Source organism: Streptomyces alboniger (assembly GCF_008704395.1).
GTDB classification, from domain to species: Bacteria; Actinomycetota; Actinomycetes; order Streptomycetales; family Streptomycetaceae; genus Streptomyces; species Streptomyces alboniger.
The window spans coordinates 2,006,018-2,020,120 of record NZ_CP023695.1 but is presented as its reverse complement, the minus strand read 5'-3'; the positions used below and the strand labels follow the sequence as shown (position 1 = coordinate 2,020,120).

Annotated in this window: 16 protein-coding genes; 11 read left to right on the top strand and 5 right to left on the bottom strand. The window is 73.3% G+C overall.

The annotated features are described in order from the left end of the window. Window positions 1-11: 11 nt before the first annotated feature. Window positions 12-647: a TIGR03085 family metal-binding protein gene (locus CP975_RS08875; RefSeq protein WP_055527447.1), complete on the bottom strand. Its 636-nt coding sequence runs from the start codon at window positions 645-647 to the stop codon at window positions 12-14. An 82-nt stretch (window positions 648-729) separates the two neighbouring features. Between CP975_RS08875 and hisI the strand changes: the two genes are divergently transcribed. The 11 genes from hisI (at window position 730) to lgt (ending at window position 9,537) form a co-directional block, all read left to right on the top strand. Continuing rightward, a complete protein-coding gene (hisI, locus tag CP975_RS08870) occupies window positions 730-1,128 on the top strand; it encodes a phosphoribosyl-AMP cyclohydrolase (RefSeq protein ID WP_055527450.1) in 399 nt (132 codons plus the stop codon). Between the two features lie 11 nt (window positions 1,129-1,139). Further along, window positions 1,140-2,642: an anthranilate synthase component I gene (locus tag CP975_RS08865; RefSeq protein WP_055527451.1), complete on the top strand. Its 1,503-nt coding sequence runs from the start codon at window positions 1,140-1,142 to the stop codon at window positions 2,640-2,642. Window positions 2,643-2,742: 100 nt separating this feature from the next. Continuing rightward, complete coding sequence (locus tag CP975_RS08860) at window positions 2,743-3,345, top strand: TIGR02234 family membrane protein (protein WP_055527459.1); 603 nt, start codon at window positions 2,743-2,745, stop codon at window positions 3,343-3,345. 106 nt (window positions 3,346-3,451) lie between these two features. Beyond that, complete coding sequence (locus CP975_RS08855) at window positions 3,452-3,676, top strand: HGxxPAAW family protein (protein ID WP_055527452.1); 225 nt, start codon at window positions 3,452-3,454, stop codon at window positions 3,674-3,676. Window positions 3,677-3,807: 131 nt separating this feature from the next. Further along, window positions 3,808-4,260: a DUF2752 domain-containing protein gene (locus CP975_RS08850; RefSeq protein ID WP_055527453.1), complete on the top strand. Its 453-nt coding sequence runs from the start codon at window positions 3,808-3,810 to the stop codon at window positions 4,258-4,260. A gap of 141 nt (window positions 4,261-4,401) precedes the next feature. Next, the gene (gene trpC, locus CP975_RS08845) at window positions 4,402-5,211 is read left to right on the top strand and encodes an indole-3-glycerol phosphate synthase TrpC (RefSeq protein ID WP_030783987.1); all 810 of its coding nucleotides are present in this window, start codon (window positions 4,402-4,404) and stop codon (window positions 5,209-5,211) included. 9 nt (window positions 5,212-5,220) lie between these two features. After that, entirely contained in the window at window positions 5,221-5,379 is a 159-nt protein-coding gene (gene trpM / locus CP975_RS36575) for a tryptophan biosynthesis modulator TrpM (RefSeq protein ID WP_385936230.1), read from the top strand. Between the two features lie 157 nt (window positions 5,380-5,536). After that, entirely contained in the window at window positions 5,537-6,823 is a 1,287-nt protein-coding gene (trpB, locus tag CP975_RS08840) for a tryptophan synthase subunit beta (RefSeq protein WP_055527455.1), read from the top strand. Then, the gene (gene trpA / locus CP975_RS08835; RefSeq protein ID WP_055527456.1) at window positions 6,820-7,635 is read left to right on the top strand and encodes a tryptophan synthase subunit alpha; all 816 of its coding nucleotides are present in this window, start codon (window positions 6,820-6,822) and stop codon (window positions 7,633-7,635) included. Before trpB ends, trpA begins: the two co-directional genes overlap by 4 nt. 62 nt (window positions 7,636-7,697) lie before the next feature. Beyond that, on the top strand, window positions 7,698-8,477 hold the full coding sequence (locus tag CP975_RS08830; RefSeq protein ID WP_150476732.1) for a DsbA family protein: 780 nt from the start codon (window positions 7,698-7,700) through the stop codon (window positions 8,475-8,477). Between the two features lie 100 nt (window positions 8,478-8,577). Further along, window positions 8,578-9,537: a prolipoprotein diacylglyceryl transferase gene (gene lgt, locus CP975_RS08825; RefSeq protein ID WP_055536046.1), complete on the top strand. Its 960-nt coding sequence runs from the start codon at window positions 8,578-8,580 to the stop codon at window positions 9,535-9,537. 64 nt (window positions 9,538-9,601) lie between these two features. Here lgt and CP975_RS08820 read toward each other — a convergent pair whose 3' ends face one another. The 4 genes from CP975_RS08820 to CP975_RS08805 are packed head-to-tail and all read right to left on the bottom strand — an operon-like array spanning window position 9,602 to window position 13,894. Next, complete coding sequence (locus CP975_RS08820; RefSeq protein ID WP_055536045.1) at window positions 9,602-10,444, bottom strand: HpcH/HpaI aldolase/citrate lyase family protein; 843 nt, start codon at window positions 10,442-10,444, stop codon at window positions 9,602-9,604. Continuing rightward, window positions 10,441-11,646 (bottom strand): CaiB/BaiF CoA transferase family protein, encoded by a 1,206-nt coding sequence (locus CP975_RS08815; RefSeq protein ID WP_055536044.1) that lies wholly within the window; start codon window positions 11,644-11,646, stop codon window positions 10,441-10,443. The genes CP975_RS08820 and CP975_RS08815 overlap by 4 nt, the downstream gene beginning before the upstream one ends. Then, window positions 11,643-12,575, bottom strand: a complete 933-nt coding sequence (gene rbsK / locus CP975_RS08810) for a ribokinase (protein ID WP_055536043.1) — start codon at window positions 12,573-12,575, stop codon at window positions 11,643-11,645. Before rbsK ends, CP975_RS08815 begins: the two co-directional genes overlap by 4 nt. After that, entirely contained in the window at window positions 12,572-13,894 is a 1,323-nt protein-coding gene (locus CP975_RS08805) for an ADP-ribosylglycohydrolase family protein (RefSeq protein WP_150476731.1), read from the bottom strand. Before CP975_RS08805 ends, rbsK begins: the two co-directional genes overlap by 4 nt. Window positions 13,895-14,103 lie beyond the last annotated feature (209 nt).

Below are 14,103 nucleotides of genomic sequence, written 5' to 3'. Positions count from 1 at the left end.
TGGGGCCGCCGCTAGAGCCCCAGCTGCTTCGTCTCGTGGAGGGTGGCGATCGCGCCCTTGTCGCCGTCCAGGGCCACGTCGGCGACGTCCTGCCTGCCGTAGGCGAACAGCAGCAGCTCGGACGGCTCGCCCGTCACCGTCACCACCGGCGTGCCCCGGTGCGCCACCGCCGTCTGGCCGTCCGGGCGCCGCAGCACCAGGCCGACCGGAGCCTTGCGGCCCACCAGCCGGGCCGTCCGTTCCAGCCGGGACCACAGGGCGTCCGAGAAGACCGGGTCGAGGTCGCGCGGGGTCCAGCCGGGGCGCGCGCGGCGCACGTCCTCGGTGTGGATGTAGAACTCCACGGCGTTCGACGCCTCGTCGATCTGCTTGAGGCTGAAGGGCGAGAAACGCGGCGGTCCCGTCCTGATCAGCTGGATCAGTTCCTCGTACGGCTTCGCGGCGAACTCGGCCTGCACCCGCTCCAGACGGCCCGCCAGCTGCTTGATCAGGAGCCCGCCCGCCGCGTCCGCGCGGCGCTCGCGCACCACCACGTGGGCCGCGAGATCGCGGGTCTTCCAGCCCTCGCAGAGGGTGGGGGCCTCGGGCCCCTCCGCCTCCAACAGGTCGGCGAGGAGAAGTCGTTCACGCTTCGCATGGGTCGACATACCGGTAAGCCTACGACCCTCGCCCCCGTCCGGACAGTGGACGTGCGCCGGACCGTCCGCGTCCGCGCGGCACAATGGGCCCATGACCAGCGTTCCCCCGCCCAGCAGCGGCACCGGCAGCGGCCTCGACCCGGAGATCGCCGCGCGCCTCAAGCGCAGCGCCGACGGCCTCCTTCCCGCCATCGCCCAGCAGTACGACACCGGTGAGGTGCTGATGCTCGGCTGGATGGACGACGAGGCGCTGCACCGCACCCTCACCACGGGCCGCTGCACCTACTGGTCCCGCAGCCGCCAGGAGTACTGGGTCAAGGGCGACACCTCCGGACACGTCCAGCACGTCAAGGAAGTGGCCCTGGACTGCGACGCCGACACCGTCCTCGTCCAGGTCGACCAGGTCGGCGCCGCCTGCCACACCGGCACCCGCACCTGCTTCGACTCCGACGTACTGCCCTTGTCCGGCGTCCCGGCGCCCGGTCAGTAGGGTCTGCTGCCATGGACCTGGAGACCTTCCGCAAGCTCGCGACCGACCGCCGAGTGATCCCCGTCAGCCGCAAGCTCCTCGCGGACGGCGACACCCCCGTCGGCCTCTACCGCAAGCTCGCCGCCGAGCGCCCCGGCACCTTCCTCCTGGAGTCGGCGGAGAACGGCCGCACCTGGTCCCGCTACTCCTTCGTAGGCGTCCGCAGCGCCGCCACCCTCACCGTCCGCGACGGCGAGGCCCACTGGCTCGGCACCCCGCCCGTCGGCGTCCCCACGGCGGGCGACCCGCTCGCCGCGCTGCGCGCCACCGTCGACATACTGCACACCCCCCGTGACCTGGCCGGCCAGCTCCCGCCCTTCACCGGCGGCATGGTCGGCTACCTCGGCTACGACATCGTGCGCCGCCTGGAGAAGATCGGCCCGGGGGAGCGGGACGACCTGAGGCTCCCCGAGCTGACCATGCTCCTCACCAGCGACCTCGCCGTCCTCGACCACGGGGACGGCTCGGTCCTGCTGATCGCCAACGCGATCAACCACAACGACCTCGACACCGGCGTCGACGAGGCGTACGCCGACGCGATCGCCCGGCTCGACGCCATGGAGGCCGACCTCTCGCGCCCCGTCGCCCAGCCCCCGGCCGCGCTCCCGCCCTCCGAGCTTCCGGAGTACACCGCGCTGTGGGGCGGCGAGCAGTACCAGGACGCCGTCGACGACATCAAGGAGCGCATCCGGGCCGGCGAGGCCTTCCAGGTCGTGCCGTCCCAGCGCTTCGAAACGCCGTGCACGGCAAGCGCGTTGGACGTCTACCGCGTCCTGCGGGCCACCAACCCGTCGCCGTACATGTACCTCTTCCGCCTCGACGGGTTCGACGTCGTCGGCTCCAGCCCCGAGGCGCTCGTCAAGGTCGAGGACGGGCGCGCCATGGTCCACCCCATCGCCGGCACCCGGCACCGCGGCGCCACCCCGCAGGAGGACCACGCCCTCGCCGAGGAACTCCTCGCCGACCCCAAGGAGCGCGCCGAGCACCTCATGCTCGTCGATCTCGGCCGCAACGACCTCGGCCGGGTCTGCGAGCCCGGCTCCGTCGAGGTCGTGGACTTCATGTCCATCGAGAAGTACTCCCACGTCATGCACATCGTCTCCACGGTCACCGGGCAGGTCGCCCGCGGCCGCACCGCCTTCGACGTGCTCACCGCCTGCTTCCCCGCGGGCACCCTCTCCGGCGCACCCAAGCCGCGCGCGATGCAGATCATCGACGAGCTTGAGCCGTCCCGGCGCGGGCTGTACGGCGGCTGCGTCGGCTACCTCGACTTCGCGGGGGACTCCGACACCGCCATCGCCATCCGCACCGCCCTGCTGCGCGACGGCACGGCGTACGTCCAGGCCGGGGCCGGTGTCGTCGCCGACTCCGACCCCGTCGCCGAGGACACCGAGTGCCGCAACAAGGCCGCCGCCGTGCTGCGCGCCATCCACACCGCCAACCGCCTGCACGCCCCCACGAGCCGTGAGGGATAGTGGACAGGTGACTTCCGCAGTACCACCGCCCCGTACCGACACGCCGGCCGAGAGCCCCGGGCCTTCCGAGACCACGTCCGAGGCTCCCGGACCCTCCGAGATCAACGAACAGCGCGGCAGCAGGCGCAGCATCGCCGCCGCGCTGCTGCTCGGTGCCGTCGGCGCGGCCCTCGCACTGCTCGCGTCCCGCCAGGCCTGGGCCCACGGGACCGCGTCGGTGGCCGGCGGCGAGCTGCCCCTGACCGCCAAGGGCAGCGACGTCACGGGCGTCCCCGCCGCCCTCGCGATAGTGGGCCTCGCCGCCCTCGTCGCGGTCTTCGCCGTCCGCCGCACCGGACGCGTCCTGGTCTCCCTGCTGCTCATGGCCAGCGGCGCGGGCACCGTCGCCGCGGCCCTGCTCGGCGCGGGCGACAGCGCCGCCCTCGACGAGAAGGCGGCCACCGCGTCCGGCGACGCCGCCGCCACCATCGGCGACCTCAGTCACACCGGCTGGCCGTACGCCGCGGCGGCCGCGGGCCTACTGCTCCTGCTCGCGGGACTCCTCGCCCTTACCTACGGCCGCTCGTGGCCCGCCATGTCGGGGCGTTACGAACGCGACGGCTCGCCCACCCCCCGCAGGGCCCGCCGCGCCCCGGACCCGGAACGGCCCGAGGAACTGTGGAAGGCTCTCGACCGCGGCGAGGACCCGACGCGCGAAGCGTGACCCCGCGCTCGGAGCAGACTCGCCGGTACGGGACAATGACAGCGAGCGCACGACTCGCGGTGGGCCTCCCACCGACCACCACGCATACAGCAACGAGGAGCAAGTCATGGCGGGCAGCAGCCACGGACACACCCCGGCCGCCTGGACCGGTGTCATCATCGCCTTCATCGGTTTCTGCGTCGCGGGTGCCTTCATGGTGATGGCCAACGTGCCCGGGTTCTGGGCCGGCATGGGCCTCGTCGTGGTCGGCGGCCTCGTGGGCGGCGCCATGCGCGCCATGGGCCTCGGCGCGGAGAAGCGCCCGCAGCGAGAGATCCGCTCCGAGAGCTGACCCTCGCCGTACGACGCGCGGTACAGGAAGCACAGGAAGTACAGGAAGGGGCGGTCCGGCAGCAGCCGGGGCCGCCTCTTCTCGCGTGCGCCCACCGGGCGGCGGACCCCCTCACGGGGCAGAATGCACGGGTGACCGCCGAAACCGCCGACACCGGGAGCGCCGAAACCGCCCGGAAGGGCGCGCCCGCCGTCCTGGGCCGCCTCCTCGTGCCGGCCGGCCTGCTCGCCGCCGTCGCGGGCGCCTTCGCCTACGTCGGCGCGGTCGACCCCAACGAACCGGGCCACTACTCCGTCTGCCCGCTCCTGCGCCTCACCGGCGTCTACTGCCCCGGCTGCGGCGGGCTGCGCAGCGCCCACGCCTTCGTCCACGGCGACCTCGCCGCGGCCCTCGGCGCCAACGCGCTCGCCGTCCTCGGTTACGGCCTCTTCGCGGTGGTGTGGGCCGTCTGGGTGGTCAGGGCGGTGCGCGGGCGGCCGCTGCGCATCGCGTTGGGCAGCGCGCAGCTGTGGGGTGTCGGCGTCCTGGTCGCCGTCTTCACGCTCGTACGCAATCTGCCGTTCGGGTCATGGCTGCATCCGTGAGCGCGCGGGCCGCACGGGTGGTGAATGTCCAGGTCGTGGGACGGGCGTCAACCGGATGCGGGGCCTTCGCCCTCCTGCGGATACCATCGCAGTGACCAGCTTGAACGTCAGCTTCAACCGTCAGGGAAGGGGACCGCTCGCGTGAGTGTGCTCGACGAGATCATCGACGGAGTCCGTGCCGACCTCGCGGAGCGGCAGGCGCGCGTCAGCCTCGACGAGCTCAAGGAACGCGCGGCCAAGGCTCCCGCGGCCAAGGACGGCGCGGCCGCCCTGCGCGGCGACGGCGTCAAGGTCATCTGCGAGGTCAAGCGCTCCAGCCCCTCCAAGGGCGCCCTCGCCGCGATCGCCGATCCCGCCGGACTCGCCGCCGACTACGAGGCGGGCGGCGCCGCCGTCATCTCCGTGCTCACCGAGGAGCGCCGCTTCGGCGGCTCGCTCGCCGACCTGGAGGCCGTCCGTGCCAAGGTCGACATCCCGGTGCTCCGCAAGGACTTCATCGTCACCTCGTACCAGCTGTGGGAGGCCCGGGCGTACGGCGCCGACCTCGCGCTGCTGATCGTGGCCGCCCTGGACCAGCCCGCCCTGGAGTCCCTCATCGAGCGCGCCCAGTCGATCGGCCTCACGCCGATCGTCGAGGTGCACGACGAGGAGGAGGCGGAGCGCGCCGTGGACGCGGGCGCCCGCGTGGTCGGCGTCAACGCCCGTGACCTCAAGACCCTCAAGGTCGACCGCACCGTCTTCGAGCGGATCGCCCCCGAGCTGCCGGACAGCGTCGTCAAGATCGCCGAGTCCGGTGTGCGCGGCCCGCACGACCTGATCGCCTACGCCAACGCGGGCGCCGACGCGGTGCTCGTGGGCGAGTCCCTGGTCACCGGCCGCGACCCGAAGGCCGCGGTCTCCGACCTGGTCGCCGCGGGCGCGCACCCGGCCCTGCGCCACGGACGGAGCTGACCCCTCCCGATGTCCATCTCCGCCCGCCTCGCACCCGGCTGCCGCCCCCGTGGCTGCCGGGCACCCGCGCGGCGCGTGCGGGGCAGGCGGGTGCGCTACCACATCGGCTCGGAGCCGGGCCAGATCCCCGGCATGCGATGGCGACGCGGCGCCTTGTGCGCCGCCTGAGCTGAAAAGCGCCCCGTCAGGGGAGCGCCCCGTAAGGGGCGCGAGGAACTGCGCGACCAGCCCACGACGGGCCGCGGTCGCGCGGGAACCCAACCAGCTACGGCGCCAAGGCGTACTTGCGAAAGACGTCAACCAACGCTTCAGCGAGGATCCCGCCATGCCCAGCCAGTTCTTCATCCCGGACCCCGAGGGTCAAGTCCCCAGCGCCGAAGGCTACTTCGGCGCGTTCGGCGGCAAGTTCATCCCGGAGGCCCTCGTGGCCGCCGTCGACGAGGTCGCCGTCGAGTACGACAAGGCCAAGAGCGACCCCGCCTTCGCCGCCGAACTGGACGACCTGCTCGTCCACTACACGGGCAGGCCCAGCAGCCTCACCGAGGTGCCCCGCTTCGCGGAGCACGCGGGCGGCGCCCGCGTCTTCCTCAAGCGCGAGGACCTGAACCACACCGGCTCGCACAAGATCAACAACGTGCTCGGCCAGGCCCTGCTCACCAAGCGCATGGGCAAGACCCGCGTCATCGCGGAGACCGGCGCCGGCCAGCACGGCGTCGCCACGGCCACCGCCTGCGCGCTCTTCGGGCTCGAATGCACCATCTACATGGGTGAGATCGACACCGAGCGCCAGGCACTGAACGTGGCCCGCATGCGCATGCTCGGCGCCGAGGTAATCGCCGTGAAGTCCGGCAGCCGCACCCTGAAGGACGCCATCAACGAGGCGTTCCGCGACTGGGTCGCCAACGTGGACCGCACCCACTACCTCTTCGGGACCGTGGCCGGGCCGCACCCCTTCCCCGCGATGGTCCGCGACTTCCACCGCGTCATCGGCGTCGAGGCCAGGCGGCAGATCCTGGAGCGTGCCGGACGCCTCCCCGACGCCGCCGTCGCCTGCGTGGGCGGCGGCTCCAACGCCATCGGCCTCTTCCACGCCTTCATCCCGGACAGGGACGTACGCCTCATCGGCTGCGAACCCGCGGGACACGGCGTCGAGACGGGCGAGCACGCGGCCACGCTGACCGAGGGCGAGCCGGGCATCCTGCACGGCTCGCGCAGTTACGTCCTCCAGGACGAGGAGGGCCAGATCACCGAGCCCTACTCGATCTCCGCCGGACTCGACTACCCCGGCATCGGCCCCGAGCACGCCTACCTCAAGGACAGCGGCCGCGGCGAGTACCGCGCGGTCACCGACGACGCCGCCATGCAGGCCCTGCGGCTCCTCTCCCGCACCGAGGGCATCATCCCGGCCATCGAGAGCGCCCACGCGCTCGCCGGGGCGCTCGACATCGGCAAGGAGCTGGGCGAGGACGGGCTGCTCGTCGTCAACCTCTCCGGGCGCGGCGACAAGGACATGGACACGGCCGCACGCTACTTCGGCCTGTACGACACGGACGCCACGGTCGAAGCGGACGCGTCCGCCACCGGCGCGGAGATCAAGGGGGACGCCAAGTGAGCGGCAACATCCAGCTGCTGGACGACACGCTCGCGGCCGCCAGGGCCGAGGGCCGCTCCGCGCTCATCGCCTACCTGCCCGCCGGTTTCCCCACCGTCGACGGCGGCATCGAAGCCGTCAAGGCCGCCTTCGACGGCGGCGCCGACGTGGTCGAGGTCGGTCTGCCGCACAGCGACCCGGTGCTCGACGGGCCGGTCATCCAGACCGCCGACGACATCGCCCTGCGCGGCGGCCTCAAGATCCGCGACGTGATGCGCACGGTCCGCGAGGCCCACGAGGCGACCGGCAGGCCGGTCCTCGTCATGACGTACTGGAACCCGATCGACCGCTACGGCGTGGAGCGCTTCACCGCCGAGCTGGCCGAGGCGGGCGGCGCCGGCTGCATCCTGCCCGACCTGCCCGTGCAGGAGTCCGCGCTGTGGAGGGAGCACGCCGAGAAGCACGGCCTTGCCACGGTCTTCGTCGTCGCGCCGAGCAGCAAGGACGAGCGGCTCGCCACGATCACGGCGGCGGGCTCCGGCTTCGTCTACGCGGCGTCGCTGATGGGCGTCACCGGCACCCGCGAGTCCGTAGGGGAGCAGGCGCAGGACCTGGTGCGGCGCACCAAGGCCACTACCAGCCTGCCGGTCTGCGTCGGCCTCGGCGTCTCCAACGCGCGCCAGGCCGCCGAGGTCGCGGGCTTCGCCGACGGCGTGATCGTCGGCTCCGCCTTCGTGCAGCGGATGCTGGACGCCCCGGACGCGGCCGCCGGGCTCGCCGCCGTGCGCGCGCTCGCGGCCGAACTCGCGGACGGGGTGCGCGGCAAGGCGTAACTCGTACGGGTGGACCTGGACCGGGGAGGCGCGCTCGCGCCTCCCCGGTTCGTTGGCGGGGTGTGAGTGAGAAGAACCGAGAGGCAAAGCGATCGGCCCGTGAGCGGCTGGCGGAAGAGCGAGAGCGGCAGAAGGCCCGCGACAAGAAGCGCCGTGCGCTGATCGTCGCCGCCGCGGTGGTCGGCGTCCTCGGCCTCGCCGCGGTCGTGGGACTGCTCGCCGCCAATTCCGGCGACGACGCCAAGGACACATCGGGGCCGCTGGCCGTCCCGAAGGGGGCGACCGGCAAGGACGAGCTGACGCTCCCGCTCGGCAAGGCGGACGCCAGGTCGACCCTCACCATCTGGGAGGACTTCCGCTGCCCGGCCTGCAAGGGCTTCGAGGACGCGTTCCGCTCGACGATCCACGACCTCGCCGACAAGGGCCAGCTCAAGGTCGAGTACCACCTGGCCACCCTCATCGACGGGAACATGGGCGGCAGCGGCTCCCTGCGCGCGGCCAACGCCGCGGCATGCGCCCAGGACACCGGCAAGTTCCCCGCGTACCACGACGTGCTGTTCAAGAACCAGCCCGTCGAGACGGACGATGCCTTCAGCAAGAACGACAAGCTGATCGACCTGGCCGGCCAGGTCGACGGCCTCGTCACGGACTCCTTCAAGAAGTGCGTCGAGGACGGCACGCACGACAAGTGGGTCGCCAAGTCGCACAAGGCGTTCGAGGACGCGAAGCTTCAGGGCACCCCCACCGTCCTGCTGAACGGCAAGAGCGTCTTCGGCGACCAGAAGAACCCGCTCACCCCGGCCAAGCTGCGCCAGATGGTGCGGGACGCCAACAAGGGCTGACGCCCGGGGCGCCGATACCCGGGGCGCCGACGCCCGTTACGGACCCGTAGCCGGGCTGGTTGCCGACGCCACCGCCCGGCACGGTAGCGTCGGACCTGCCATGGACCTTGCCTTCATTCCCAGTCCCTCGCGCGGTGTGGTCGAACTCGGACCCATTCCGCTGCGCGGCTACGCGTTCTGCATCATCATCGGCGTCTTCGTGGCCGTCTGGCTCGGCAACAAGCGGTGGGTCGCTCGCGGGGGCCAGTCCGGCACCGTGGCGGACATCGCCGTGTGGGCCGTTCCGTTCGGCCTCGTCGGCGGGCGTCTCTACCACGTGATCACGGACTACCAGCTGTACTTCAGCGAGGGCCGTGACTGGGTCGACGCCTTCAAGATCTGGGAGGGCGGCCTCGGCATCTGGGGCGCCATCGCGCTCGGCGCGGTCGGCGCGTGGATCGGCTGCCGCCGTCGGGGCATCCCGCTGCCGGCCTGGGCCGACGCGCTGGCCCCCGGCATCGCCCTCGCCCAGGCCATCGGCCGCTGGGGCAACTGGTTCAACCAGGAGCTGTACGGCAAGCCCACGGATCTCCCCTGGGCCCTGAAGATCACCTCGGCGGAGGACGGCCGGATCCCCGGCACGTACCACCCGACCTTCCTGTACGAGTCCCTGTGGTGCGTCGGCGTCGCGCTCCTCGTCATCTGGGCCGACCGCCGCTTCAAGCTCGGGCACGGGCGGGCGTTCGCCCTGTACGTCGCCGCGTACTGCGCCGGGCGCGGCTGGATCGAGTACATGCGGGTCGACGACGCGCACCACGTCCTCGGCCTGCGGCTGAACGTGTGGACCGCGATCGTGGTCTTCGTGCTGGCGGTGGTCTACCTGGTGATCTCGGCGAGGACCCGCCCCGGGCGCGAACAGGTCGTGGAGCCCGCGGCCCTCGTCCCGGGCGAGGACGCCTCCGGCGAGGGTGACGGTGCCGACGGCACCGTGAAGCTCACCAAGGGGGAGAAGGACCCCGAGGCCCCGCAGGACGAGGCCGGGGCCTCCGAAGAGGGAGCCGGGTCGGCCAAGAAGAGCTGAGGCTCCTCGCTCGTACGTCGATGGGGCGCCGGATCGAACGGATCCGGCGCCCCATCGCTTTGGGCTAGCGCGGGCGTTGCGCCAACGCCAGGACCCGCTGTGCGCCCTCCACCACCGCCCTGTCCACGAAGCGGCCGTCCGGGAGGGCGAGGGCACCCGCGTCCGTGGCCGCCGCCTTGGTGACCTCCTCCGCCTGTTCGATCTCCTCGGGAGTGGGGAGATACGCCCGTTCGATCACCGGGAGTTGGCGGGGGTGGATCGCCGCGCGGCCGAGGAAGCCGAGGGCGCGGCCCCGGGCGCAGGACGCCGCCAGGCCTTCGAGGTCGCGGATGTCCGGGTGGACCGACTGGCTGGGCGGGGCGAGGCCCGCCGCCCGCGCGGCCACCACCACGCGGGAGCGCGCCCAGTCCAGGCCCGCGTCCTCGCGCACGCCGAGATCCGCGCGGAGGTCCGCCTCGCCGAGGGAGAGGCCGCGCAGCGCCGGGTGCGCGGTGGCGATGGCGAAGGCGTGTTCCAGGCCGAGGGCCGATTCGACGAGGGCGTGCAGGGTGGGGGAGCCGCCGTCGGCGGGGGCCGCGCGCTCCGCGACGTGGATGACGTCGGCGCGGGAGGCGACCTTGGGCAGGCGCAGCCCCGCCACGCCGGGGAGCGGGGCGATCGCGCGGAGGTCGGCGTCACCGAGGGGGCCGTCCAGGGCGTTCACGCGGACGTGTACGGGGACGGGGAGCGGCGCGGGGTCGCGGAGGAGGTCCGCCGTCGCCGATCTCGCGTACTCCTTGCGGTCGGGGGCGACCGCGTCCTCCAGGTCGACGATCACCGCGTCGGCCCCCGCGTGCAGGGCCTTGATCACCACATCGGGCCGGTCACCGGGGACGTAGAGCCAGGTCAGGGGGAGGGGCGTGGTCACAGGGCGCCTTCCTTGCGGAGGGTGGTGATCTCCCTTTCCGTCAGGCCGAGTTCGGTCAGGACCGCGTCCGTGTCAGCGCCGTGCGGTCGCCCGGCCCAGCGAACCGCGCCGGGGGTCTCGGAGAGCCGGAAGAGCACGTTCTGTATGCGCAGCGGGCCGAGTTCCGGGTCGTCGACCGTGGTGAGCGTGGACAGGGCCGCGTACTGAGGATCCGTCATGACGTCCCGTACGTCCTGGACGGGAGCGACCGCCGCCTGCGCCTTCTCGAAGGCCTCGATCACCTCCGCGCGGGTGTGGCGGGCGATCCAGCCGCCGACCGCCTCGTCGAGGACATCGGCGTGCCGGGCCCGGTCGGCGCCCGAGGCGAACCACGGCTCGGCGATCAGCTCCGGGCGGCCGACCAGGCGCATCAGACGTTCCGCGATGGACTGGGCCGAGGTGGAGACGGCGACCCAGCGGCCGTCGGCGGTGCGGTAGGTGTTGCGGGGCGCGTTGTTCGTGGAGCGGTTGCCGGTGCGGGGCTGGACGTGGCCCAGCTGGTCGTACCAGAGGGGCTGGGGGCCGAGGACGGTGAGGATCGGCTCGATGATCGCCATGTCGACCACCTGCCCGCGTCCCGTGCGCTCACGTGCCGTCAGGGCCGTCATCACCGCGTACGCCGTCGCCAGACCCGCGATCGAGTCGGCGAGGCCGAAGGGGGGAAGCGTCGGGGGCCCTTCGGGGTCGCCGGTGATCGCGGCGAAGCCGCTCATCGCCTCGGCGAGCGTGCCGAAGCCGGGGCGGCGGGCGTAGGGGCCGAACTGGCCGAAGCCCGTGACCCGGGTCAGGACCAGGCGGGGGTTGGCCGCGCTCAGCTCCGCCCAGCCCAGCTCCCACTTCTCCAGGGTGCCGGGGCGGAAGTTCTCCACGATGACATCGGCGGTGGCGGCCAGGCGCAGCAGCGTGTCACGGCCGCCGGGCGTGGACAGGTCCAGTGTCATCGTGCGCTTGTTGCGGCCGAGCAGCTTCCACCACAGACCGACGCCGTCCTTCGACGGGCCGTGGCCGCGGGAGGGGTCCGGGCGGCCGGGGTGCTCGACCTTGATGACCTCCGCGCCGAAGTCGCCGAGCATCGTGGCGGCGAGGGGGCCGGCGAAGAGGGTGGCCAGGTCGAGGACGCGCAGGCCGGTGAGGGGCGGCTGGGTCACGGGCGGCTGGGTCATGCGGGGGCGCCGTTCGTCGTCGCCGGGTCGGCCGCACGGGCGTCGATCTCTTTGCGGTACGGCATGGAGGCCGACGCCCCCGGGCGCTGGACGGAGAGCGCGGCCGCCGAGGACGCCCAGGTGAGGGCGTCCGGCACGGGCCTGCCCTCGGCGAGCGCCACCGCGAGGGTCCCGGCGAACGTGTCGCCCGCCCCGGTCGTGTCGACCGCGGTGACCCGGGGGGCGGGGACCATGACCGGTTCGGCGCCGCGTGCCGCGTACAGGCTGCCCCGCGAGCCGAGGGTGATGACGACCTCGGGGACCTGGGAGAGGAGCGAGCGGGCGGCGGCGTGCGGGTCGTCCGTGATGCCGGTGAGGGTGGCCGCCTCGTGTTCGTTGGGCAGCAACAAATCGGTGGCGGCGAGGAGTTCGTCGGGCAGGTGCTGTGCGGGGGCGGGGGTGAGGACCGTGCGGACGCCGTGGCGGCGGGCGGCCCGGGCGGCGGCGAGTGCCCCCTTGGCCGGGATCTCCAGCTGGAGCAGCAGGGCGTTGGCGGAGGCGATCAGGGCCTCGTCGCCGGGGGTGAGGCCCTTGACGGTGCCGTTGGCGCCGGGGACGACGACGATCGAGTTGCCGCCCTCGTCGTCGACGACGATGTGCGCGGTGCCGGTCGGGGTCTCGACGGTGCGCAGCAGGTCCGTGTCGACGCCGGAGTGTTCGAGGGTGGAGCGCAGCCGCGCGCCGAACACGTCGGTGCCGACCGCGCCGATCATCGAGACCGTGGCGCCCGCGCGGGCGGCCGCGACGGCCTGGTTGGCGCCCTTGCCGCCGGGGATCGTACGGAACTCGCGGCCCGTCACGGTCTCACCGCGCCGCGGGGCCCTGGTGACGTACGCGACGAGGTCCATGTTGGCGCTGCCGAGTACGGCGATGTGGGGCGTCGGGGTCATGAGCGGTGTGCCTCCCGGGCGGTGAGTTCTGCGAGGGTGTCGAAGCCGATGCCGTCGAAGTCGCCCACGGACGTGGCGAGCCGGTTCTTGAGCGGGGCCGTCCAGCGGGCGGGGAGCGCGTCCGGGCGGCCCGCCAGCAGGCCCGCGATCGAACCGGCGGTCGCGCCGTTCGAGTCGGTGTCCCAGCCCCCCGAGACGGCGCGGGTGATGGAGCCGGTGAAGTCGCCGTCGGCGTGGGTGAGGGCAGCGGCGAGGAGGGCGGCGTTGGGGACGACGTGGACCCAGTGGTGGGTGGTGTAGGTGGCGTGCAGACGGTCCACGACCTCGTCGAAGTCCCGTGTCCGTGCGGCGAGTCGGATGCCGTCGCGGAGGGCGCGGGCCAGTGGGGAGTCCGGTGGGACGGTGGCTAGGCCGGCGCGCAGGCAGCGGTGGATGTCCGCGTCCGCGGCCGCCGCCTCGGCGATCGCGGCCGCCGCGAACATCGCGCCGTGGACGCCGTCCGCCGTATGGGTCAGCGCCGCGTCCCGGCAGGCCTGCTCGGCCGCCGCTCCGGGGGCGCCGGGGTTGGTCCAGCCATGGATGTCGGCGCGGATCAGGGCGCCGATCCACTCGCGGAAGGGGTTGCGGTGGGTCGCTGTGTGCGGGGGTTCGATGCCCTGGAGGAGGTTGCGGTACGCGACGCGCTCGGCGGTGAAGGTGCGGCCCGCGGGCAGCTCGTCCAGCCAGAGCCTCGCCACGTCCGCGGTGGTGAAGGACTTTCCGTGGCGCTGGAGCAGGAGGAGGTTCAAAAGGGGGTAGTTGAGGTCGTCGTCCTCGGGCATGCCGTCGATGTTCTCGGCCAGGGAGGTCGTCGCCGAGCGCTTGTTCCAGGGGTGCGCGGCCTTGAGGGCGGGCGGCAGGCCGCGCTCCGTGAACCAGGTGGTGAGCGGCCAGTTCCCGGTCGCCCGGGCGAGGCCGCGGATGCCGTCGAGGGGCAGCTTCTCGACCGGCTTGCCGAGCAGACACCCCGCGGCTCTGCCGAGCCAGGCGGCGTGGAGGCGCTCGCGCAGGTCACCGGGGGCGGCGGCAGGGAGTGTCGGCCCCGGCGCGGGGAGGGGCCCCGCGGGTGCGGGCGCCAGCTCGTCCAGGAGCTGTTCGGCCAGGGCGCGGAGGTGCGGCGGGGCAGGGGCTGGGGAGGCGCCCGCGCGTGGGGGCGCGAGGTGCCCGCCGGCCGCGAGCCAGCGGGCCCGCACCGAGGAGACGTCGCGCCCTTCGTGCTCCGCCTGGCGGAGTTCGTGGCCGATCAGATCCTCCGGCTGGACCCAGGTGAGGCGGATCATGGGGTGGCCGTGAGGGTGGGCGTGGTGATGGGTGGGGCTGGTGGGGTAGTGGTGGGCAGTGGGGTGCCGATGGCCGGTGGGGCGGCGGTGGTCGGGGTGGCGCTGCCAGCCCGTGGGCCTCCGGCCGCGACCGATGCGGCCCCCGCAGCCGCAGCCGCAGCCGCAGCCGCCTCCGCGGCCCCGACCCCAGCCGCCGGCGCCCGCGCAGT